21 protein-coding genes are annotated in these 24349 nt (G+C 31.9%); 16 read left to right on the top strand and 5 right to left on the bottom strand.

The genetic code is table 11. The annotated features are described in order from the left end of the window. Positions 1-72 precede the first annotated feature (72 nt). Both J6Y29_04240 and J6Y29_04235 read left to right on the top strand, forming a co-directional pair. Positions 73-960 carry a DMT family transporter gene (locus J6Y29_04240; protein ID MBP5427081.1) on the top strand — a complete coding sequence of 296 codons (888 nt, stop codon included), beginning with the start codon at positions 73-75 and terminating at the stop codon, positions 958-960. Beyond that, a complete protein-coding gene (locus J6Y29_04235; GenBank protein ID MBP5427080.1) occupies positions 945-1514 on the top strand; it encodes a class I SAM-dependent methyltransferase in 570 nt (189 codons plus the stop codon). The genes J6Y29_04240 and J6Y29_04235 overlap by 16 nt, the downstream gene beginning before the upstream one ends. Here J6Y29_04235 and J6Y29_04230 read toward each other — a convergent pair. Next, positions 1506-2231 (bottom strand): PilZ domain-containing protein, encoded by a 726-nt coding sequence (locus tag J6Y29_04230; GenBank protein ID MBP5427079.1) that lies wholly within the window; start codon positions 2229-2231, stop codon positions 1506-1508. The two genes, J6Y29_04235 and J6Y29_04230, sit on opposite strands and share 9 nt — an antisense overlap. Before the next feature lie 331 nt (positions 2232-2562). On the opposite strand from J6Y29_04230, the gene J6Y29_04225 reads away from it, so the two are divergent. The 7 genes from J6Y29_04225 to J6Y29_04195 all read left to right on the top strand — a co-directional run bounded on the left by J6Y29_04225 (position 2563) and on the right by J6Y29_04195 (position 12329). Continuing rightward, positions 2563-3846, top strand: a complete 1284-nt coding sequence (locus tag J6Y29_04225) for a replication-associated recombination protein A (GenBank protein ID MBP5427078.1) — start codon at positions 2563-2565, stop codon at positions 3844-3846. Between the two features lie 110 nt (positions 3847-3956). Beyond that, positions 3957-5795: an AMP-binding protein gene (locus J6Y29_04220; protein ID MBP5427077.1), complete on the top strand. Its 1839-nt coding sequence runs from the start codon at positions 3957-3959 to the stop codon at positions 5793-5795. A 53-nt stretch (positions 5796-5848) separates the two neighbouring features. Continuing rightward, a complete protein-coding gene (locus J6Y29_04215) occupies positions 5849-7432 on the top strand; it encodes a peptide ABC transporter substrate-binding protein (GenBank protein ID MBP5427076.1) in 1584 nt (527 codons plus the stop codon). 135 nt (positions 7433-7567) lie between these two features. Then, entirely contained in the window at positions 7568-8497 is a 930-nt protein-coding gene (gene fba, locus J6Y29_04210; GenBank protein ID MBP5427075.1) for a class II fructose-1,6-bisphosphate aldolase, read from the top strand. Further along, on the top strand, positions 8484-9671 hold the full coding sequence (locus tag J6Y29_04205) for a hypothetical protein (protein ID MBP5427074.1): 1188 nt from the start codon (positions 8484-8486) through the stop codon (positions 9669-9671). Before fba ends, J6Y29_04205 begins: the two co-directional genes overlap by 14 nt. A gap of 31 nt (positions 9672-9702) precedes the next feature. Continuing rightward, on the top strand, positions 9703-10833 hold the full coding sequence (locus J6Y29_04200) for a hypothetical protein (GenBank protein MBP5427073.1): 1131 nt from the start codon (positions 9703-9705) through the stop codon (positions 10831-10833). Between the two features lie 68 nt (positions 10834-10901). Next, entirely contained in the window at positions 10902-12329 is a 1428-nt protein-coding gene (locus J6Y29_04195; GenBank protein MBP5427072.1) for an EAL domain-containing protein, read from the top strand. A 10-nt stretch (positions 12330-12339) separates the two neighbouring features. Here J6Y29_04195 and J6Y29_04190 read toward each other — a convergent pair whose 3' ends face one another. The 4 genes from J6Y29_04190 to J6Y29_04175 all read right to left on the bottom strand — a co-directional run bounded on the left by J6Y29_04190 (position 12340) and on the right by J6Y29_04175 (position 16828). After that, complete coding sequence (locus J6Y29_04190) at positions 12340-13161, bottom strand: hypothetical protein (GenBank protein ID MBP5427071.1); 822 nt, start codon at positions 13159-13161, stop codon at positions 12340-12342. A gap of 299 nt (positions 13162-13460) precedes the next feature. Further along, the gene (locus J6Y29_04185; GenBank protein ID MBP5427070.1) at positions 13461-13661 is read right to left on the bottom strand and encodes a DUF1858 domain-containing protein; all 201 of its coding nucleotides are present in this window, start codon (positions 13659-13661) and stop codon (positions 13461-13463) included. 171 nt (positions 13662-13832) lie between these two features. Further along, entirely contained in the window at positions 13833-15452 is a 1620-nt protein-coding gene (locus tag J6Y29_04180) for a copper amine oxidase N-terminal domain-containing protein (GenBank protein MBP5427069.1), read from the bottom strand. Between the two features lie 113 nt (positions 15453-15565). After that, positions 15566-16828: an ArsB/NhaD family transporter gene (locus tag J6Y29_04175; GenBank protein MBP5427068.1), complete on the bottom strand. Its 1263-nt coding sequence runs from the start codon at positions 16826-16828 to the stop codon at positions 15566-15568. Positions 16829-17246: 418 nt separating this feature from the next. Between J6Y29_04175 and J6Y29_04170 the strand changes: the two genes are divergently transcribed. The 7 genes from J6Y29_04170 to J6Y29_04140 form a co-directional block, all read left to right on the top strand. Then, on the top strand, positions 17247-18569 hold the full coding sequence (locus tag J6Y29_04170; GenBank protein MBP5427067.1) for an HlyC/CorC family transporter: 1323 nt from the start codon (positions 17247-17249) through the stop codon (positions 18567-18569). A gap of 12 nt (positions 18570-18581) precedes the next feature. After that, the gene (locus J6Y29_04165; GenBank protein ID MBP5427066.1) at positions 18582-19214 is read left to right on the top strand and encodes a YigZ family protein; all 633 of its coding nucleotides are present in this window, start codon (positions 18582-18584) and stop codon (positions 19212-19214) included. Between the two features lie 78 nt (positions 19215-19292). Further along, the gene (locus J6Y29_04160) at positions 19293-20021 is read left to right on the top strand and encodes a YebC/PmpR family DNA-binding transcriptional regulator (protein MBP5427065.1); all 729 of its coding nucleotides are present in this window, start codon (positions 19293-19295) and stop codon (positions 20019-20021) included. A gap of 149 nt (positions 20022-20170) precedes the next feature. Beyond that, complete coding sequence (locus J6Y29_04155; GenBank protein MBP5427064.1) at positions 20171-21733, top strand: efflux RND transporter periplasmic adaptor subunit; 1563 nt, start codon at positions 20171-20173, stop codon at positions 21731-21733. Between the two features lie 25 nt (positions 21734-21758). Further along, positions 21759-22475, top strand: coding sequence for an ABC transporter ATP-binding protein (locus tag J6Y29_04150; GenBank protein MBP5427063.1), 717 nt, complete (start codon positions 21759-21761; stop codon positions 22473-22475). Continuing rightward, positions 22472-23650 carry an ABC transporter permease gene (locus J6Y29_04145; GenBank protein MBP5427062.1) on the top strand — a complete coding sequence of 393 codons (1179 nt, stop codon included), beginning with the start codon at positions 22472-22474 and terminating at the stop codon, positions 23648-23650. The genes J6Y29_04150 and J6Y29_04145 overlap by 4 nt, the downstream gene beginning before the upstream one ends. Before the next feature lie 14 nt (positions 23651-23664). After that, the coding region (locus J6Y29_04140; GenBank protein ID MBP5427061.1) for an S-layer homology domain-containing protein at positions 23665-24349 on the top strand (685 nt) is incomplete at its 3' end.

Below are 24349 nucleotides of genomic sequence, written 5' to 3'. Positions count from 1 at the left end.
GGCCACAAAAACTAAAAAAAATGTGGCTTTGTTTACGATATAATAAGAAAAAGGAAAGAGGAAAGTTGTATTATGGATAGAAAAAAGCAAGGGATAGCGTTGATGTTGTTGTCTGCATTGTCATTTTCAAGCATGCAGGTTGTTGTGAAGTTGTCTAGTGGGACGGTACCGCTGATGGAACAGATTTTTGTTCGTAATGTAATAAATCTTTTATTAATATTTTTTTTGGCTAAGAGAAGTAAGGTATCTCTTAAAGCAGAAAAGAAATATCGTTTTTGGTTATTTATAAGATCGTTTTTTGGTTATTTGGGGATGATATTTTTGTTTTATGCATCTGCAAATGCAAACCAGGCAGATGTTACTGTGTTACACAAAATGTCTCCATTTCTAATTACGATACTTGCGAGTGTATTTTTAAAAGAAAAGTTATCTAGAATACAGATACCCGCATTAATTATAGCTTTTTCGGGGGCTTTTGTAATAGCAAATCCGCAATTTAACTCGAATGCATTTCCGATATTAGTGGCGTTTTTATCGGCGACGGCATCAAGTGTTTCGTATACACTGTTGAGTTATTTTAAAGATAAAGTTAATGGGCTAACAGTAGTTTGGAATTTTTGTTTGTTCAGTATATTAGGGTCAATACCATTTTTGATAAATAATTTTGTTTTACCTACGTGGAAAGATTTGTTTATGTTATTTTTGATAGGAGTATTTGGATCAGCAAGTCAACTTACGTTAACATATGCGTATAGATTGGCACCAGCATCGGAGGTTAGTATATATAATTATGCAGGAATATTATTCTCTATGCTATTAGGGTATTTTATACTTGGTCAAAAAGTTGGTATTAGATCAGTTGTAGGTGGAGGAATAGTTATACTAGCATCTTTTATTGTGTATATATACAACAATAAAAAAGATAGAATAGGGGTACAGGAAAAGTGTCAAGAGTGTTAAAAAATGCACTTACCTTGTCGCATGAGGTATTAGCTAAGTTTGTACATGAGAATGATGTAGTAGTTGATGCAACATGTGGCAAAGGTAATGATACTATGTTTTTATCACGTTTAGTAGGAGAAAGAGGTAGGGTATATTCTTTTGACATACAAGATATCGCGATCAATATAACAAAGAGTAAGATAGCCCAAAATGGGGACTTTGGCAATATTGAATTTATTTGTGATGGGCATCAGAATATGGATAAGTACATAAAAGATGTTATAAGTGCCGTTGTGTTTAATTTAGGGTATTTTCCGACAGGAGATCATACTATAGCGACAAGAGCAGATACAACTATTGTTGCTATAAATAAGGCATTGACTTTGCTGAAGGTAAATGGAATTATAGTAGTTGTTGTATATTCAGGGGGAGACACGGGATTTCAAGAGAAAAAAGAAGTTTTGGAGTTTGCGTCAAAGCTAAATCCAAGAGGATATGGTGTTACAGTGGTAGATTTCCCGAACCAGGTAAACAATCCTCCTGTTTTGTTGTGTATAGAAAAATTAGCTTAAGAGATTAATCAGAAACCATGTAATTATTGTACAAGATAGAATAGTTAAACCTATGATTAAAAAAGTTTTTAGCCAAGAGTGAAAAATATATGTGTTTTTGATACCGTTTTGTTTGAGAAGTAAAGTGTCCATAACTTGATTAAGTTTTTCTTGATCTTGAATGGATTTTGGTGTTATTTTTACTGAGTATCTGAATTCGTGTTCATAGGGTATTTTGTCAATTACAGTTCCGTATAAAGAAAGTTGTAATTTGCGGGTTACATTTATTGTAATTAAAATATTAGAACTTAACTTTAGATTGTGTTTTGAGAAGAAACACAATCCACCAAAACTTAGGTCAGAAATTTTAACATGGAATTCGTCCAAATTGTCAACTTTGATATTGGCACCGTAATTTACTAAGAACCTTACGAATTTTCTTTTATCATAAAATGATAGGATTGATTTTATATGTATTTTTAAAAAATGTGACCTTTTGTTTATTATGCTTCTATTTATAGTACCAATATATATATTTTCATGAGTTGAATCTAAAGCTTTTATAATTATTTCATTTTTAAAATTAGCATATTTAAAAAAATTCTTTGAAGATAAAAATACAGACATAGAATTATTGTGGTGGGATAAGGCTGTTATTATTCCCTGAATCCAAGTGTATCCTTTATCCATAGATATTTTGCAAAAAATGGCTATATTATTATTAGACGGAAAATTCAAATTTAATCACCTCACTGTGTAAACGGTTGTAATTTATTGTATCGTATGAATTAAAAAAATATATAATACCTGTAAGTTACTTTTTCCCCCTACGTACACCTCAAATTTTTTTTCATAAAATTCTCAATGTGAAGCTTAAGGACTAAACATTTCCCATCCATTATCACATATTATTTTTCTAAAAGTTTAAAGCTTGTGATATTGAAATTAACACAAGTCTCGACCCTTTAAGGTTGGGGGTAATTGACAGTATTTAGAAAGGAATTTTACAAATTCTCTAAATTGTTGTAGAATGAATTTGTTGTAATCATAACAGATGTGGAGTGATTTTATGGAGAATAAAGAGCCATTAGCATATAGAATGAGACCAAAAACGCTAGATGAGTTTGTGGGTCAGGATAAGATTGTAGGCAAAGGTAAGCTATTATATAGGATGATAAAAAATGATAGAGTAAGTTCTATCATCCTTTATGGACCGCCGGGCACAGGTAAGACTTCATTGGCCAGGATAATAGCGAATTCTACAAAAGCTCAATTTAAAAAATTAAATGCAGTTTCGGCAAGTATAGGAGATATAAGAAAGATTGTAGAACCTCAAAATAATTACACAATTGGGGAATCAACCAAAACAGTAGTTTTTATAGATGAGATACATAGGTTTAATAAAACTCAGCAAGATGTGCTGTTGCCTTATGTTGAAAGCGGAAAGATTGTTTTAGTTGGAGCTACGACTGAAAATCCGTTTTATGAGGTAAATAAAGCGTTAATTTCAAGATCAACAGTTTTTATGTTAGAACCTCTAACTAAAGATAATATAATTACTGTTTTGAATAACGCTATTACCAATAAAGAAAATGGATACGGAAACTTTAATATTTCTGTAGATAATAAAGTAATTGAATTTTTGGGAGACGTTTGTAATGGGGATTCTAGAGTTGCCCTAAATGCCTTGGAATTGGCAGTTAATACAGGCAAAATTGATAAAGATGGTAAAATAAAAATAGGTTTAGATGATATTAAAGAATGCGTGCAACAAAAAACAATATCGTTTGATAAAAATGGAGACTCCCATTATGACAATATAAGTGCATTCATAAAATCTATGAGAGGTAGTGACCCAGATGCGGCAGTGTTTTATTTGGCAAGGGCATTGTACGCAGGCGAAGATATAAATTTCTTAGCAAGAAGAATAATAATTTGTGCCTCAGAAGACGTGGGCATGGCGAATCCTAATGCGCTTTGTGTTGCAGTTGCCGCAGCAAATGCAGTAAAAATGATAGGTATGCCAGAGGCAAGAATTATTTTGTCGCATGCGGCAATTATGGTGGCTACTAGCCCAAAATCTAATTCTTGTTATATGGCGATTAATAAGGCGCTTTCGGATGTATCTACTAAAAATACTGGAGATGTTCCTCTAAAGCTTAGAAACGCAACAGTAGATGGATTGGACAAATTGGGTTATGGAAAAGGGTATAAATATGCACATGATTATCCTAATAATTTAGTTAGGGATGTTTTTCTCCCATCTTGTATGGAAGGAACAATATATTATAATCCAACTCAAAATGGTTATGAAGCTAAGATAAACGAGTGGTTGATGAAATATCGACCTTAAGGGTTAACAATGCGATACTTAAAATGAAAACTTTTGCATACTAGCAAAAAAAGAGTTTTTGGTGTATAATCTTTTTGACGGAAAAAAGTATTTTATATGGAAGGTGAATTATGGGCTTTAAAAATTTAAGAAAACCAAAGATGAAATTTCGTAAAATGGAGATAAATGTAGATGAATTAAGAAAGATTGACTCTACTAATTTTGAGATACAGAAAATAAGCAAAAGAGAAAATCCGTATGATATGACATTCTACAAAACGGTTAAGGAGTTTTTTACAAAAGCGGTAGAAGAATATAGTGATAGGCCATGTATTTTAGAAAAACCTAATCATAAGGAAGAGTATGTAACAAAAACATATAGAGAATTTTATAGGGACGTTTTAAGTCTTGGTACATCGCTTATTAGTGTACTTAATTTGAAAAATAAAAGAATTGTTATTGTAGGGGAGACTCAGTATGGGTGGTATGTGTCATATATGGCAATACTTTGCGGTGCAGGGATTGCAGTGCCAGTTGATAAAGAGCTCCCTCCAAATGAATTAGAAAATTTGATAATAAGGTCTAAGGCGGAGGCTGTTATATATTCTCCAAAGAAAAAAGGGGACATACAAAAAATAGAAAAAAATATACGTAATGTAAAGTATTTTATAGAGATGAAGTCTGATGCTGGTTTACAGAGTAAAAATGTAGGATTAAATAATTTGATGGAAATAGGAAAGAACATAGTTGATTCAGGCAATAAAGACTTTGAAAATATTGTTATAGATCCTGAAGAGTTTAGGGTATTGTTTTTTACTTCAGGGACAACATCCAATTCAAAAGGAGTTATGCTAAATAATAGAAATTTGGCAGAAAATATTAATGCAGTTACTGCGTATGTTAAGATTTATCCTGAGGATAGGTTGTTTTCTGTGCTTCCATTGCATCATTGTTATGAATCAACAATAGGATTTTTGTATCCTGTGTCACAAGGTGCATCTATTGCTATATGTGAGGGACTAAGGTATATAGTTCCCAATTTGAATGAAGCAAAACCTACTGCTATTTTAACAGTGCCGCTTTTGGTTGAAAGCTTGTACAAGAAGATCAACGAAAAGATAGTTAAGAATAAGAAAAACAAGTTAGTTAGTGCAATGATTTCGGTTACAAATCTTTTAAAGAAGGCTGGGATTGACGTTAAAAGAAGGGTGTTTAAGGAGATACATGAGAATTTGGGGGGCAATTTAAGGATAATTGTTTCTGCAGCAGCGCCTATCGAGAAAACGGTTGGAATTTGGCTCGAGGGGATAGGAATCACTTTCTTACAAGGATATGGATTAACAGAAACTGCGCCTATAGCGGCATTAACACCGGAATATGATACACATACTGGGTCTGCGGGAAAAGCGATTGTCCAGGCAGATATAAAAATATTAAATCCGAATGAAAATGGAGAAGGAGAAATATTGATAAAATCACCTACTCTAATGATAGGTTATTATGAGGATGAAAACGAAACTAAAAAGGTAATAGATGAAGATGGATATTTTCATTCAGGAGATATAGGATGTATAGATGAGGATGGATTTTTGTATTTAACAGGTCGAAGTAAAAATGTTATTGTTACGCAAAATGGTAAAAATATATATCCCGAAGAGATTGAAATGTTGCTTGAGAAGAGTGAAGAAATAAAGGAAGTTATGGTATATGGTAAAGAGTCAAAGGAAGGTCGTAGCATTGATTTAACCATAACGGCCAGAGTTGTTCCTAATTTTGATAGGATACAAGAAAAGTATGGAAATGTAAGCGATGATGAGATACGTGACATAATATGGAAAAGAGTAAAAGAAGTTAATAAGAAACTGACGTCGTACAAAGCAGTGAAGTTATTGGAAATAAAAAATGCGGAATTTGAAAAAACATCAACTATGAAAATAAAAAGGTATAAAGAGATACAAGAAGTAAAATAGGGAGAGCTTTTATGCTGCTCCCTTTTTAAGTATTTTACATAGGGAGGTACATGATGAGAAAAATAACTATATTTTTATCAGTGGTATTAGTGGCAATGCTAGCAATGGTAGGGTGTACTAATAAAATCAAAAGATCTCCTAAAGAGATTCAGAAAAAAGTTGTTGTAAATTTGCGAACAGATCCAAAAGAATTAAATAGCATATTTGCAGATAATGCTGAATCGAACGTTATTATGGGGCATATATTCGAAGGGCTTACTCGTTTGGATAAGAACCAGAATGTAGTACCAGGAGTAGCTAAAAGTTGGTATGTATCGGAAGATAAATTAACTTATACTTTTTATTTGCGAGGAGGTAGATGGTCTGACGGCTCGAGAATTACAGCGATGGATTTTGAGTTTGCATTAAAAGAGGTGCTAAATCCTCAAAATGAGTCTAAGTGTGCAAGTAAGTTATATTTAATAAAGAATGCAAAATCGTACAATTTAAGTAACGGTCAAAGGGATGATGTTGGTGTAATAGCGAAAAGTGATTATGTTTTAGAGATTACTCTAGAAAAGTCTTGTCCATATTTGTTACATTTATTAGCTAATCCTAGTTTTATGCCAATAAAAAGAGAATTCTACGAAAGACAACAAGGAGAGTATGCAAAAACTGAGTTTAATTTAATTTTTAATGGACCATGGATATTAGATGAATGGAATCGTGGTGAGAGTATAAAGCTTAGAAAAAATGTTTATTACTGGAACAGAAATAATATAAAATTAGATGAAATAGAATTCTTAATAAGTGACGATGATGAGTTACTGTTTAATATGTTTAAAGCACACGATTTAGATATAATTGATGTTAAGGGTGAATATTTGAAATCTTTGTATATGAGTGGATATAAAATAAAAAAATGTCTTGACGGTCAAACCGTATATTTAGAGTTTAATATGAAGAAGGATCTTATGCAAAGTAGTGATGTAAGAAAAGCGATAACGTATGTTATTGATAGGGAGGAATTGTGTGATAAGGTTTCAGGAGAGGTTAATGTTCCTGCAAAATTGTTTACGAATCCTGTTGTAAAGTACGCAAATAATATGTCTGCAATTAAGTTTAGGCCAACTAAGCAACAATGTATAAAGATGGCTAAAGAGATATTTGATAATGAGCTAGGTAGATTAGGAAAAGATACGAGTCTTAGTCTATTAACGAAAAATAATGAATTTTGGTTGAAAGAGGCTCAATATTACAAAGATTGTATAGAAAATTATTGGGGTATAACAGTTAATATACTAAGTGCAATAGACACAGAAGAGTTTGAAAAGTATAAGGCTATGGGGGTTGATATAGTGGTTGATAGTATCAAGCCTAATTACGATAGTCCTATTACATATCTTGAAAAATTAGGCAAAGGAGGGTCTACTACTTATAGTAGTCCAGAGTATGACGCCTTGATGGATCAAGGTTTGTTTTATCTTAATAAAAAGGAAAGCATTGATATATTCGATAAAATGGAAGCTATAATAGCAGATGATATTCCTATATACCCACTGTATTATGTTAGAATAAATTATGTTGTTCAGCATAATCTAAAGGGAGTTGTGCGAGGACCATTTAAAAATATGGATTTGTATTATGCACATTATTAATATATTATGAGACACAGTTTGAGTCCAGTCCAATAAACGAAAATAATTCTTGTATTGATTAGGAATTTGATGTAGAATATTCTTTGGTAATTCTTGAACAATTACAGAAAATATGATAACAGGGAGTTGATAGTTGTGCCATTAGTTACAACAACAGAGATGTTTAAGAAAGCGTATGAAGGTGGATATGCTATAGGAGCTTTCAACGTAAACAATATGGAGATCATTCAGGGAATTACAGAGGCAGCTAAAGAAGAAAACGCACCGTTGATCCTTCAAGTATCAGCAGGAGCTAGAAAGTATGCAAAGCATGTATATCTTACAAAATTAGTAGAAGCTGCAATAGAAGATACAGGACTTCCAATAGCACTTCATTTGGACCATGGAGATAGTTTTGAGCTTTGTAAACAATGTATCGATGGAGGGTTTTCATCAGTTATGATAGATGGATCCAAGTATTCTTTTGAAGAGAACATAAAATTAACAAAGCAAGTTGTAGATTATGCTCATGATAAGGGAGTTACAGTTGAAGGAGAGCTCGGTAAGTTAGCTGGTATAGAAGATGATGTTAATGTAGCTGATAAGGATGCTGCGTTTACAGATCCTAATGAAGTTGAGGAGTTTGTTCAAAGGACCGGTGTTGATTCATTGGCAATTGCTATAGGAACAAGCCACGGAGCTTTCAAGTTCAAAGGTGAACCAAGATTAAGATTTGATATTTTAGAAGAAGTTCAAAAGAGATTACCAGGGTTCCCAATAGTTTTACATGGAGCTTCGTCAGTAATGCCAGAATACGTTGATATAATAAATAAATTTGGCGGAAATATGCCTGGAGCAAAAGGGGTCCCAGAGGATATGTTAAGACAGGCTGCAAAAATGGCGGTTTGCAAGATAAATATAGATTCAGATTTAAGACTTGCATTGACAGCGTCTATAAGAAAACATTTTGTTGAACATCCGGAGCATTTTGATCCAAGACAATATTTATCACCAGCTAGAGCTGCGATAAAAGAAGTGGTGAAACACAAATTAGTACATGTTTTGGGATGTAATGGAAAAGCTTAATATAATTGCGCTTACCCTTTATAAGCGGGGTAGGTGCTTTTTTACTAATAATATTTATGTATTAGTTTTTGTTGTTGTTTTAGGGTGCAAAGATATTATTGCCTTGGCTAATCCGGTTAATATAGACAAAAATTGTAAAATTACAACCAGTATATATGAGGGTATAAGAGCAACTAAAAGTTGCAAAATAGCATTTAACAATTCACAGGATATTATTATTGGAGATATGTATAATAATAGGTGTCCAGGTATTGAAATATCACCAGGCATTACTTTGATCATACAGATAAGAGGTTGCGGAAATATAAATGTTTATGGTGGTAGTTTGAATAGTTGGGACAATGGGTATTCGTATGCAGGTATATATGTTCCTACAGGGGCAACGCTTGTAATAGAAGGGAACAAGACAGGGGTATTGAATGCTCTGGGGTACTTAGGAGCCGCGGGAATAGGTGGATGTGGAGTAGCTATGAAGAGCAGGGATATGGATTATAGCATGATAAATGCTGGTAGTATTTACATAAAAAGCGGAACTATTGTAGCGTCAAGTTCTTGTAGTTGTTTTAATAATTCTTTTGGAGGAGTTGGAGCTGGAATAGGCGGCGGTGGAGTATTTAATGCAATAGATAGGGAGAATTTAATAGGCGGAAGCTTAGATTTTATAGAGATAAGTGGAGGAAATGTAACTGCCATGGGAGGAGGCTGCACAGATTGCGATGGAATTGGGGCTGGGATAGGTGGCGGTGGTGTTTGTAATATAGCAAGTAAAGTAGGAAATATAAGAGGCGGAAATTTAAATAAGATTCGTATCGCAGGTGGTGTTATAACAGCAAGAGGTGGCAGTAATAACAATATAAAGGGCCTAGGAGCTGGAATAGGTGGTGGTGGCATATTTAATGAAAAAGCATGTCCTAGAATATACGAAGGACAGTTGATAGAGTTTGAAAATATTAAGGATGAAAGATTAAATGCAGCTAGTGGATATAAAGATGGTGCGGATATAGGAAGTGGTAGTGTAAATTGTAATAATACATGTATTAAGGGAAGTTTGCCTGTATACAATTTAGATACAGAATTTATTGGTGTAAGAGATGTGTTGGCAAAATCTAGAGATAAGATATTTTCAACTATTCTGATGTTTTTTGCAGGTATTATAGTTATGATTGGCAAGTAGTGTGAAATAACATTGGAGAGGGGATAGTATTTTGGAATATGCTAATATTGAGTGCATAAGAAAATACATAGTTTTGTGCATGGTTTTTTTTATAATTATGAATTATAGGACAAGCTTAGCATATGCACACAATGTATTTGAAAATACTGTTATAGCGGAGAGTATTGATGATGGAATAAAAGTATTAAAGAGTTGTGTTTTGCGATTTGAAAATATGGAAGATATATTCATAGGAAATAGTGAGAATAATTGCTCTGGGATCGAAATTGAGCCAGGAGTTACATTAATAATAGATGTTGCATCTAAAGGCAATGTAAATATTTATGGTGGATATTATTTTAAAGACGGAAATGAGTATGATTGCGCGGGAATATATGTGCCCAATAAATCTACCTTAATAATAGATAGTAGGGGAGAAGGTAATCTTATTGTTTATCCGTTTGATAGAGGAGCTGGAATAGGTGGCAATGGCATTTTGGTGGAGAATTTTCAAAAAAGAATTGATTGTCAAAATGCTGGTAATATTATTATTAAAAAAGGGAAAGTATTGATAAAGAATTCAGTTGAATATGGAGAATATGCAAAAGGGGCTGGGATAGGTGGCGGTGGTGTTTGCAATGTCAATAACGAAATAAAGTTTTTGTATGGCGGAAATTTAAAGATGTTTTATATGCTAAATGGAGAAGTAACAATAATGATGAATTCAGAGGAAATTTCAAATGGAATTGGGGCTGGGATAGGTGGCGGTGGTGTTGCAAATTTAAACAATAGCATTAATAATATCCAGGGAGGAAATGCAAGCAATATTGTTATAGAAGGAGGTAAAATTAACATATATAATAAAAGCAAAGGCGTACACAAAGGCTTGGGTGCTATGATAGGTGGCGGTGGCATATATAATACTGCAGAAGTGCATATAGTGTCAAAGGGACGTCTGGAGACATTGCGAGATAGCAAGAAAATAAACATATATTGTGATGATGAAGATAGCATATTTGGTGATGGAGGTATATATAGTAACGGTATTACGATAGAATCAAGTTTTCAAAAGGAAAATTTGAGTACACCAATTAAGAATTTCAAAGGCTGGGTAATAGATAAAGCATTAACTTTGGGAGTGTTTTTTTCTGCACTGTTTATGATCTTTGAATTGGTAACATAATATTTATGATTAAATGAACGATAAAGATAAGGAGATGATTATAAAAAATACAAAGGGGCCAATATCATATGAGTATGTCTTTTCATTTTAGGGATATAATGGATTATGTCAATAGTTTTACTGTTATTGTAATAATTCTATTAAATTTTATAGCTATTATTGTATATAAAATATATCATAAAATTTTAATTTGGGATAAAACATGGAATAGGTATGAGGCAGAGCAGGTACAAGATAGATTAGACAAAGTTACTGGTATCTATACTAAAGATGAATTTTATAGAAAAACACAGGCTATGTTGTTTAAATCTAAAAGTGGTGAATTTTCAATGTTTAGATGTGATATAAATAGATTCAAAATTGTAAATGAACTCTTGGGTAGAGATGCCGGTGATAAAATATTAAAAGCAGTTGCATTTGCAATAAGGAATCTTGTTGCTGGTGGCATAGGAACATATGGAAGACTAGAAAACGATATATTTTTAATTTGTATTCCAACAGAAAGATATAGGGCAAAGGATGTATACGAATATTTATCTCAAACATTAAAGACAGTTGAAGAAGGGTTTAGTATAACTATTTGTGTTGGTGTATATGTGATAGATAATCCATGTTTGCCGGTTGGTTTGATGTCAGATAAAGCGGCACTTTCGCTAAAAAATGTAAAAGGGAAGATAGTGGATGGGTACGCTTATTATGATAATGTATTGTATGATTCTATTTTGAAAGAACAAAAACTTTTTTATAATATAAATTTGGCGCTACAAGAACACCAATTTGAGATATATTTTCAGCCAATATATAATTTAAAGACGTTAAAAATAGAATACGCTGAGGCCTTGATAAGGTGGAAACATCCTACAAAGGGACTGCTATCACCAAGCGAATTTTTACCATACGCCGAGAAAAATGGTTTTATAAATACTATTGATATTTACGTATGGACTACAGTATGCAAATATTTGAAAAGAAGAAAAGACGAGAACAAAAAAATTATACCTATATCGGTAAATATATCAAGAGCAAGTTTATTATCTAAAAACTTGTCACAAACTCTTAAATCACTGGTTCGAGAGTATCAATTGGAACCATCGTGTTTAAAATTGGAAATTACAGAAGATTCATATATGAATACAACAAAAGAACTTTTGTCTATAATACATGATTTAAAAGATTTCGGATTTGAATTTTTTATGGATGATTTTGGTAGTGGATATTCTTCATTAGGGAATTTAAGAGATATACCATTTAATGTTATAAAATTAGATAAATTATTTATCGACGGACTAAGTTTTCAGAAAACGTCAATAAACTTTTTATTATCAATTCTAAATATGACAAAAGTATTAAATATACCTGTTATAATTGAAGGGGTTGAAACTAAAGAACAGGTTGCTTTTTTAATAGAAAATGATTTTGATTTTGCTCAAGGATATTATTTTTCAAGGCCAATAATATACCAAGAGTTTGAAAAATTTTTAGATAGAGAAGTATAGATAAATAATGTCACATTTTAAGTTGAAAAGTATTAGATCTAGCTTTTTTAGATTTGATACATAAGTCTATAATTTGGTTATTACGATTTAATTCTAATATGTTTAATGCTTGTGTTTTTTCTTCATGGGTTATATTTAAACTTCTAACAAGTTCTCTAGATTCTCTTAAGGATGTAGTCCTTGTATATGTATCTAAAATTGAAAGCAATAATTTATTTTTCTTATTATCAAAATCAAAAATATGATCTAACACAGTAGGTAAATTTTCATCATTTACAAAAATACCCTCCTGTCTTAATGAAAGGGATATATTATACCTAACTAGAGGGTTTAAATGATGCGTATAATTTAATATGTCATCTAGAAATTCTTTATCTATTGTTGCTTTTTTCTCAATTAAAGTATTTATTATAGCAAGCGTACGATTCATGCAATTGTTATTGAATGTAGCCTCATGGAAAAAGATAAAACAAGCATGGTAAATTAATCTATCTAATATATCTTGATCTATTTGTTTAGCATGACTAATCATATCGCAAAATAAGTCTTTCCATCCGTTGTTAAAAGGTATGTTTTTTTCGATGTTGTCGAACACTAGATCTAACACACATTCATGTTCATATTTAAAGGTTTTATTTAGAAATATAACTGAATACTTATATCTATTATGATCTACAACTGTTGTTGGATCAGCTCCACGTGATAGTATACTTTTTGCTAATTGTAAATCTTCGGCGTAGCACGCCTTTTTTAAAGTATTGTTTTTAACAGGTTGAACCAAAGAATGAAAAGGATAACCTACGTAATGCTTTGAATAATTGTACAAAAGCATTAATGTTTTACCTCTAATTTTCTTTAAGCAACTTAAAAAGTAATTTGTAGGTTTCGCAAACTTATGGTGCGAGTAATTTAAAAACTTATTTTTCATTATAATTATACCTCTACTTTCAATCTCTAATATAAAATATATCCTATTTAGAGTCAATGAGTCCTATTAAAAACTAATGGCTAAAGCAAAAAGTAACACAAGCCTTTAGTCAAAATTTAGCTCTTGTATTTATATCAATTCACAAAAAAAATTATCTACTGTAGCATAAGATAGGGCTAAGATGGTACACATAGCCCCATATGTTAATTTGAACTTAAATGCTCGTTTAATTTTTTTACTAATTCATCTGCATTAATACCATGAGTAGCGCAAGCATCTTTCACACTTTCTTGTGCAGCAGATGCACATCCCACACAAAACATGCCGTTTTCAAAGAATACAGCAGCAAGTTTAGGATCTATTTCTAAAATTTCTGATATAAGCATATCCGATGTAATCACAATAATTCACCTCACTATCCAAATCTTATTAACCACAGGATCTAGTGTATCATCTTGTAGTTAGTATTGTCAAATAATATTCTTAAAATGATTGTTGTCTTATATCATTTAACTTGAAATATAGTAAGATATAAGACAACTTGATTAAATAAAGTTAATTATATTTTAAGAATATTAATCTATTTTTTCCCAATATTCTTTGATGGTACTATTTACAACTAAATATTCTTTACCGCCAATCTTTTCTTTATTAAATTTGTTACTTGTTTTTAAATATACAAGCGAATTAGAACTAACAAGTCCACCGTTTCCTTTATCTGGTATGTTATATAAAACTTTTACTTCATTTTCACCTAAACCCAAATTACTTATTGTATTTTCATCAGAAGCCTTTAAATTTTTATTTCCAAAAGTTTTTATAATGTCTAATTTATAGTTACCTTCATATTTTTTTAAATTATTGCCAACTCTCATAGCACAAAAACAATAGGTATCGTTACCTTTACTATCTTTTATTAAATATCTTATAGGATCGGTATTTCCAAATACAACATCTATAAAAGATTTATTTAAGTATTCTAATGCATTATCTAAATTAATACTAGTATATCCACTCATCACTGATTTATCAAAATAAAAATTTAATAACAATGCATTGTCTTTATTTGATAGCCATACAAATCTATTTACATAAGGTGGTACATTAGTTTCGGCAGGATCATAAATACAAAAAGCAAGAGATTTTAATACAGCTGTATTATCAGAAAAATATACGTCTTTTTTAGCTTCAGTTATACATTTTAGATAGCTTAAATCTTGTGCTAGGTGCCTATCTTCGTTTATATAGGCATTCATTAAAACATCATAAACTACATTACCTTTATTTTTCTCTTTAAATATTTTATTTATGTCTACCTTATCACCAGTTGATTTGTAATACATTTCCCCAACAGTGTGTAGGCCATAAGGTAATCCAGACGCATTCATAATTGGGTATTCAATTGATAAGATATCCTTTCCCACAAAAACTATTTTGCAATCAAGATATATAGTCTCTAATAATTCTTTATTACTCCACTGCAATGCAGATTTTAATTCATCATCGGAAAATTTATTTGCAAAATTTTCAAAATGTTGATTCATTTTTGCATAAGCTTTTTCTTTATTATGATCTTTAGTTGAAAAATGTGGTATATTTATTTGTGCTAATCCTGTTACAAATCCATCTTTATCTTCTTTGTATATTGTTTTTCTTATATTGGTTGTATCCATAGAGATATTCATTTTATTTTTAGCTGTTATTATAAAATCTCCTTTGGGATTTATTTCTACGGAATCACCTAGTCCAAGCTGTATTATCGAAGCTGTAACAAAAGTTCTATTATCCACAATTACTGGTGCAACTTTTACTTTTTTAGCTTTACCATTTACTATAATTGTATTACTACCAATTGTAAGAAGTAGTGTATTATTGTCTCTTGTGACTTTTACCTGATAATTTTGTCCATCCCACGAAACGTTACAACCTAAATTTTCACAAATCTTTTTAAGCGGAAGAAATCTATTTCCATCTATTGAAAAAGGTCTTTGATCTAGATGCAATTTTTTCCCATTAACTAAAATTTCCTCAAAACTATCATATGATATGTTGGATATGTTTGCAAACATTTGTTGTCTATTAGTAGAAGTTTTCCCAAAAGCCTTATGAGTTGTTTGTAAGCCTGAATTTGATGCGAATGTAACAGAACTAACCAAACAAGAAATCATGCAAAATACTAAAAGTATTTTTTTCATAATAAAAATCCCCTTTCTTAACTACAGTGAACGATATAGTAGAATATTCACTATGAAAATATTATACCACAATGTTTCTTGTTTGGGCAACAAAAAAGTATTTTAATTGCTAATTATTTTAAATATTTAATGAACAAATATATTGTTGCAAATGCAATAGTCAATATCATCATAGGAAAAGATTCAAACAAAAACTTCCTAAAAGTTATTTTATGACCTTGTTTGTTAGATAATCCTGCAGCTATAACATTGGCACTTGCACCAACAATTGTTCCATTGCCTCCAAGACAAGCTCCCAAAGATAGTGCCCACCAAAGAGGGTTTAAATTCATTTCAGATATAGCTCCTAAATGTATTATTAATGGTATCATAGTAGTAACAAACGGAATGTTATCAATGAAAGCTGAAGCGATAGCAGACACCCATAATATTGATATAGTTGTCAATGTCAAATTGCCACCGGTGAGTTTTAAAACATACTCAGCCAACATATCTATAGCACCAACAGCTTTCAATCCTCCAACTAATATAAATAGCCCAATAAAGAAAAATATTGTGTTCCATTCAACACAAGCTAAAGTTTCTTCAATGTTTACCCCTGATATTAGAAGAAGCACAATAGCACCAGTCATAGCGATTGTTGCTGATTCATATCCGAACGTTTTGTGGAGCAAAAATGCTATAAAAACAAAGAATAAAACGCATAAGCTTTTTATTAGAAGATTCTTGTTCTTTATTAATTCTGATTCGTTTATTTTCAAGAGTTCCTTTTTTAATTCATCCGTTGTTGTAAGACTTTTTTTATGACGAAGCGCATATAGCCCTATAGTTAAAATAAGTGTAACTAATACAAATGGGCCATTATTTATAATAAAATCGGAAAAAGAGAGCCCTACAGCACTACCTATGATTATGTTAGGTGGATCACCTATTAATGTGGCAGTTCCACCCACATTAGATGCAAATATCTCTGTAATAACAATAGGTATTGGATCTATTTTTAGTTTATCAGAGATGCTTAGTGTTATAGGAATAATTAACATTATGGTTGTTACATTGTCTAAAAGGGCAGACAATAATCCTGTAGATAAAGATAAAAAAATCATTATTCTAACAGGATTAGCTTTTGCAACTTTAACTAATTTTATAGATATATATTCAAATATACCACTTCGTTTAGTTATCGTGACTAATATCATCATACCTATTAAAAGGCCGAGTGTGTTAAAATCCACTTCAGCTAGCGCTGATTTCTGATTCATAATTTTTAAAATAATCATAGAAAACGCACCCATAATTGCAACTAAAGTTCTATCAAATTTTTCTAAAATAATAAACAGATATGTAATTAAAAAGATTGCTATTGCCAAGTACATCGAAATATTTGAACTAAGCATAATGTAAGCTACTCTCATAAATTTAATACACAAGAAATAAGATACATTTTTTTTATCAATTTGTCAATATAGTTATAATATCCCATCAATATTTATAAATTGCAATAATAAATCACCAATTTTTTAAAAAATTACAAACATAATTCTTCCATTTAATAATTTAATTTTACCATTTGTATATTTTATCAATATTTTAAAAATAGTATAAATTAATTATAATTTAGGGGGTTATTATTTTTTTTAAAACTGTCGAAAAAAAGAGAAAGAGAAAGCTTAAGCTTGATGGATCTAGAAATTGAATACAAATGGATACATATAGGCTCTTGATAAAAATGTAAAAAAGCAATATACTAAAAAAAGATAGTATTATTACGAGTTGAGGAGGGAATTTTTAATTTTGGATAGCGCGAGTTTGGCCCAAATTATATTGAAGCTTTTAGTTGTTTTTGTTTTACTTATGTTCAATGCTTTTTTTGTTGCGGCCGAGTTTTCAATAGTGAGGATAAGGCCTACCAGATTGACGCAGTTGATTAAAGAGGGAAACATAGGAGCTAAGTACACTAGAGCAGTTGTAGGTAAGTTAGATGCATATCTTTCAGCGTGTCAGATTGGAATAACATTGGCTTCAGTTGGTTTAGGTTGGGTTGGTGAGCCTGCAATGGCGTTTATTTTAGCACCAGTTATTAAATTGTTCGGGATATCGCCGCAATTATTGGGTACGTTGTCATTTACTTTAGGATATATGCTTATTTCTATGTTGCACATAGTATTGGGAGAATTAGTTCCCAAAACAATAGCAATACAGTCTACTGAAAAAATAGCTATTGTTTTATCTATACCACTTACCTGGTTTTATAAAATCACATATCCTTTAATATGGCTTTTAAATCATACGGCCAATGGTGTAGTAAGGCTTTTTGGATTTAATCCGTATTCGGTTGAGAGTGAGCAGGCACATACAGAAGAAGAGATACGTTTGTTAGTTGATGAGAGTCATAAGAATGGTTTGATAAATCAAACAGAGAGTATGCTAGTAGATAATGTTTTTCAATTTTCAGACAGAATAGCAAGAGAGGTTATGATTCCGAGAACAAGTACGGAAGTGTTGTTTGTCGAAGATTCATTTGAGGAAAACTATAAAAAAGTATCTGAAACTAAGAATACCAGATATCCTGTTGCAGAAGGAGATAAAGACAATATAATTGGATTTGTTCATATAGCAGATTTTTATTCAGAATGTTTGGCAAAAGAAAAGTTTGATTTGAAGAAGATAACAAGAGAAATTTTAAGAGTTCCAGAGACTGTGGAACTTACTTTACTTCTCAAATTGATGCAGAAGAAGAAAATACTAATTTCTACGGTTGTGGATGAGTATGGAGGAGTCGCAGGCATAATAAATTTGGAGGACATGCTAGAAGAAATAGTTGGGGATATACAGGATGAGTTCGACAATGAGAGACCAGAGATAGAAAAAATAGGAAATGTATATTCGGTTGACGGAAGAATGTTGATAGAAGATTTGAATCAAGAAATAGGAACTGATATTTCTAATGAAGAGGTTGATACTATAGCTGGATGGTTTCATATGGTGTTAGAAGATGAGATGCCTAGGAAGGGTAAGAAAATTACTGATGGGCATTTTTTGTTTGAAATAGCGGAGATGGATAGAAATAGAATAGCTAGAATCTTGATAAAGAAAGATTCAGAAGTAGAAATTTAAGGTGGTGTGTATTTGAATAACGAATACAAAACTGTGCTTGGTGAGGCAGAGATATTATATGAAGAAAAAAAGTCTAAGTTTATATCTAGGGTCGTACCTGTTTCAAAAGAAAGGGAAGCTATTGATTTCATAGATTCTATAAAAGAGCGTTACAGAGATGCTACGCATAATGTATATGCATATAGTGTGTACGAAGATGTTTTGTTGCAGAGATTTTCAGATGATGGGGAACCAAGTGGAACATCGGGTAAACCTACGCTAGAGTCTATAGTAAGACTTGGTGTGGTAAATGTCGCAGTAGTTACTACGAGATATTTTGGAGGAACACTTTTAGGTGCGGCAGGACTGATACGCGCATATGGTAAAAGTGCACAGCTGGCCATTGAAAAAGCGAAAGTTATTAAAATGGTTTATCGCATAAATATAAAACTAATATTTGAGTATAATTACATAGGAAAGCTACAAAATTTGGTTCAAAAGATTGGGTACCGAATAGATAAACTTGTTTATGATATAGATGTAGAAATGGTAGTACAGGTGCCTAAAGAAGAGAAACTTAATTTTATTACAAAAGTGGTAGATGAAACAAATAACAGAATATTGTGGGAAGAGTTAGATGGTGTTTACGTTGCAAGTGACGATTAGCCCTCTTGACTTTTTACTTGATTTAAAATAAAATTTAATTTGTGTGAAAATAGAATTATAGATAGGTAGGGGGATTATATGTCAGGGCATTCGAAATGGGCAAATATAAAACATAAAAAAGGTAAGGCAGACGCACAAAAGGGTAAATTGTTTACTAAGCTCGGAAGAGAAATAGCGGTTTGTGTAAAAATGGGAGGGCCTGATCCTGAGACAAATTCAAAACTTAAAGATGTTATAGCAAAGGCTAAAGCTTCTAATATGCCAAATGATAGCATTATGAGAAGTTTAAAAAAAGCATCAGGAGATCAAGATTTAACTAACTACGAAGAGATAACATATGAAGGCTATGGTCCTAATGGAGTTGCGGTTGTTGTCGAGGCAACTACAGATAATAGAAATAGAACAGCAGGAGATGTCAGACATTTTTTTGATAAGTTTGGAGGTAATTTAGGTACTTTAGGGTGTGTATCGTTTATGTTTGATCGCAAGGGAGTAATACTAATAGAAAAAGACAATACTATAGACGAAGATGAACTTATGATGGAAGTTTTGGATTATGGTGCAGAAGATTTTACATCAGAAGATGAATATTTTGAAGTTTTGACTTCACCAGAAGATTTTTCTTCGATAAGAGAGAAGTTGGAGGATAAAAATTATAAGTTTTTATCAGCAGATGTTGAGATGATTCCACAAACAACAGTTAAGCTCGATGATGAAAAACAAATTGAGAAGATGGAAAGATTGATAGATAACCTTGAGGATTTAGATGATGTAACAAATGTATTTCATAATTGGGAACAAGATTAGAAATCAAGTTATATATAAGAGTATGCGTTACTTAAGGCGCATATTTTTTTGTGCCCTAAAATGTTTCGGGTATTTAAGAAGGATTTTGCCTCAAAAGTGTCGAATATTATAGCGAGAGGGATATTCTTTGAATTGGAGGTTGATGTGTTGTGCCCAAAAAGGTGAAATTTTTGTCAAAAAAAACAATCATTATATTGCTAATTGCAGGCACTCTTTGCCTTGGAATACGTCATTTGTTTGGTTCCAAGGAAAAAACTGATACTACCGAAAAATTGAATATACAAAGAGTATCTTATGGCAATATAAACGTATCTATCTCTGGAGATGGAGTTATAGAACCGTTTGAAAGGTATGATATAACACCATTGGTAAATGGTACAATAGAAGAATGTAGTTTTAATGAGGCAGATACTGTTAAAAAAGGTGATATTCTTTATCGCTTTGAATCTTCTAATGCACAAAATATCATACAGAAAATGGAGAATAATATCGCTAGGTCAAAGATAAACCAGGAGAGGCTTCGCGAAAATATAGAGAAAGCTACAATATATGCTCCTCATAGTGGACGATTAAGTGAATTTAAATTAAAAAAAGGTGAAAATATAGGTATACAGACAATAGCTCAAGTAGTTGATGATAGTTATTATGTAATAGAGGTATTTTATAATAAAGCACAAACTCAAAATATGTATGTAGGGAAGTATGCGGATGTTGTTATCCCCGCCGTTATGTCTAGTGTCCAAGGAACAATTTCTAAAATAAGTAATATTTCAATACCGCAGAGCAATGGTGTGAGTTTGTGTAGTGTTGAAATTACAATTAAAGATAAGCTTAGTATTTTAGAAGATACCTTTGCATACGCATTTATAGATGGTATACAAAGTGTAGGAGATGGAAGAGTAAAGAATTTTGAACGTTATCCAGTTATTTCAGAAATTTCGGGTAAAGTAAAAGAGATATACGTATCAGAAAATGATTATGTAGAAAAAGGACAGAAAATTCTAAAAATAGATGAAGAAACATATGTACGATCTTTAAAGGATGGAGAAATAGATTTAAAAAACGAGTATCTTTCTTTAGAGGAAGCAAAAAAGAATTTAAAAGATTATAGTATAGAATCTCCAATAGATGGAGTAGTGTTGTCTAAAACATATAAAGCTGGAGATTCGTTAAATGTAAATAGTAAGGCTAGTAGTCTTATGGTTGTAGCAAATATGTCCAAAGTAAAGTTTAATATGAATATAGATGAATTAGATATTGCAAAGGTAAAAAAAGGACAAGAGGTAAAAGTTACTGCGGGAGCACTAGAAGATGAATATTTCAAAGGAAAAGTTACATCGGTTGCAGAAGAAGGGATATCAAGTAACGGTGTAACTAACTACGTTATTGAAGTAACAATAGATAAACCAGGTGATCTTAAATCAGGAATGAATATTGATGCAGTTATAGTAATAGAAAATAAAGAAAATGTATTAGTTGTTCCTAATTCGGCTATAAGTAAAGATGGAACTTCGTATTATGTCAATGTGTATTCAAAAGAAACGGAGAAAACAGAAAAAAGAAAAATAGAAAAAGGATCTGGAGATGGAACAAATGTTGAGGTGTTAAGTGGATTATCTGAAGGAGAATTTGTACTTGTAAATGGTGCAAGTGAGTCAATATCAGTTAATATGAGCGGCATGGGTAGAGGTACACCTGGAGGAAGAAGGTAGAGTTTCGTTAGAAAGGAGGATTATTATGACTATTCCTCTAATACACATAAAAAACATAGTAAAGACCTATACAATGGGAGGTGTAAGTTTTAACGCCTTGGATGGTGTATCTATGGATATATACGAAAAGGAATTTGTGTCTATTGTGGGACCATCTGGATCAGGTAAATCAACATTTATGAATATGCTGGGATGCTTAGATGTACCAACTAGTGGAGAATACTATATACAAGGGGAAGATGTGTCTTGCATGACAGAAGATGAGCTAGCAGTATTAAGAAATAAAACAATAGGTTTTATATTCCAGGGATTTAATTTGCTTAGTAAATTGACAGCATACGAGAATGTGGAATTACCATTAATATATCAGGGAATATCTTTTACAAAGAGAAAAAAGCTTGTTCTCGATGCATTAGGTAGAGTAGGGTTGGCAAATAGATTGGATCACAAGCCATCGGAATTGTCAGGTGGTCAACAACAAAGAGTAGCCATAGCAAGAGCACTATCGGCAAAGCCTCCTATAATATTGGCAGATGAGCCAACAGGTAACTTAGACTCAAAATCTGGCGCGGAAGTAATGAATATGCTAAAAGAGTTACATCAAGAGGGCAAAACTATAATACTAATTACACATGACAACAACATAGCAATGGAGGCACAACGTATAGTTAGAATAGCAGACGGAAAAATAACCATGGATTCAAAGAAGGAGGACATAAAAGGTGAGGTGGTTACACGATGAACATATATCAAATTATAAAGATGGCATTGAAGAGTTTAGCAAGCAATAAAAAACGAGCATTTTTAACAATGCTTGGCGTTATGATAGGTATAGGTGCGGTTATAGGCATAATGGCAATTATGCAGGGGGCGACCAATAATATAACGGAACGTTTTAATAATATAGGCGCTAACCTTATAAATGCAGTAATTTTAAATAGAAGTGATAGTAATAGGAAAGTTACCTATGCAAAGATAAAGCAATTTGAGGAAGAGAATAAGGATATTATAAAAGCTGTCTTACCTTCATTATCAGGGTCAGTTATTATTAAATATAAAAACGATAGTGTAAATACAAATATAGATGGAGTTTTGCCTTTATACAAAGAAGTGAGAAATGTAGAAATAGAAGAGGGAAGATTTGTAACGGATTTGGATGTATCACAAAAAGAGAAGGTTGCTATAATTGGGTCATATATAAAAAATAAATATTTTAGTAAAACAAGTGCAATTGGGAAACAAATAAAATTAAATGGACAATTATATAAAGTAGTGGGAGTGGCACAAGAGAAATCTACAGGTGGTGAATATTCTTCGGACAATAACGTATTTATACCTTACACATCTGCTGTAAGACTTTTAAAAAATGCTCGTATAACTGCATTTTCAGTGGCTATATACTCAAATGATGATATGCAGGAAGCGGTAGAACGGGTTGAATCATTTTTGTTTAGAGTATATAAAGATGAGGATGCATATTATGTAACGGATCCAAGACAAATATCTGAAAGTTTAAACAGTGTTCTTGGTATTTTAGCAGCAACACTTGTTGGTATAGCTGGTATTTCGTTGGTGGTAGGTGGAGTTGGTATAATGAATATAATGCTAGTGTCGGTAACAGAGAGGACAAGGGAGATTGGAATAAGAAAGGCAATTGGTGCATCAAAAAGAAGTATCATGCTACAGTTTTTAGTGGAGGCAGGACTTTTAAGTGGATTGGGTGGAGTGTTTGGTATTTTGTTGGGTAAAGGTATAGCTAAGGTTGTTTGTGAATTTATAAAACTAACTCCAGAGGTTACTATTAAAAGTATAGTAGTATCAGTTGCGTTTTCAGTTGGTATAGGTATGTTTTTTGGATGGTCACCGGCCAATAAGGCAGCAAAATTAAAACCAATTGATGCGTTAAGAACAGAGTAGAGGAGGTATATACTATGACCAAAAAGATTAGTATTTGGATTATTAGTATTTTATTTGTATTAATCTTTACATCAAATCTTTCTTTTGCGAAATTTTCAGATATTGCTGGCAATGCATATGAGGCATCAATAGATGAAATGAAGGATTTGGAAGTATTAAGTGGAGTAGGTGGAAATAAATTTTTACCAGAGGGAAAACTAACTAGAGAGCAATTTGCAACTATCATAGTGCGTATATTAAATTTGCAGGTTAATGCACTAATGAATAGGTCAAAGTCTGTGTTTAGTGATGTAGAGGTTGATAGATGGTCAGTAGGATATATAAACGAAGCATATGCTCACGGTCTAATAACAGGGAAAACAGACGGTCTATTTTATCCAGAGGAAAACATAACATTTGGACAAGTATGTACTATTTTAGTAAAAACGCTGGGATACACTGATAATGATTTGATTGGAGTTTGGCCTAATAATTATATTAACAAAGCTAACGATTTAGAAATAACAAAAAATCTTAACATAAATCCATTTTCTGAAGTTAGAAGAGACCAGATGGCATATATTCTGGATAATTTTTTAAATGCTAAGCCTAAGAATAGTGATATAACTATTGCTAAAAAGTACGACATATACGTAGAGGATATCATAATTGGAAACACAGTAACAAATGACAATCTAAAAAGTAATCAAATAATAACAT

The sequence above is a fragment of the Clostridiales bacterium genome (assembly GCA_017961515.1).
Taxonomy (GTDB): Bacteria; Bacillota; Clostridia; order Acetivibrionales; family RGIG10202; genus RGIG10202.
Note: the sequence above shows the minus strand (reverse complement) of the source record. Positions and strands in the feature narration are given on the sequence as shown.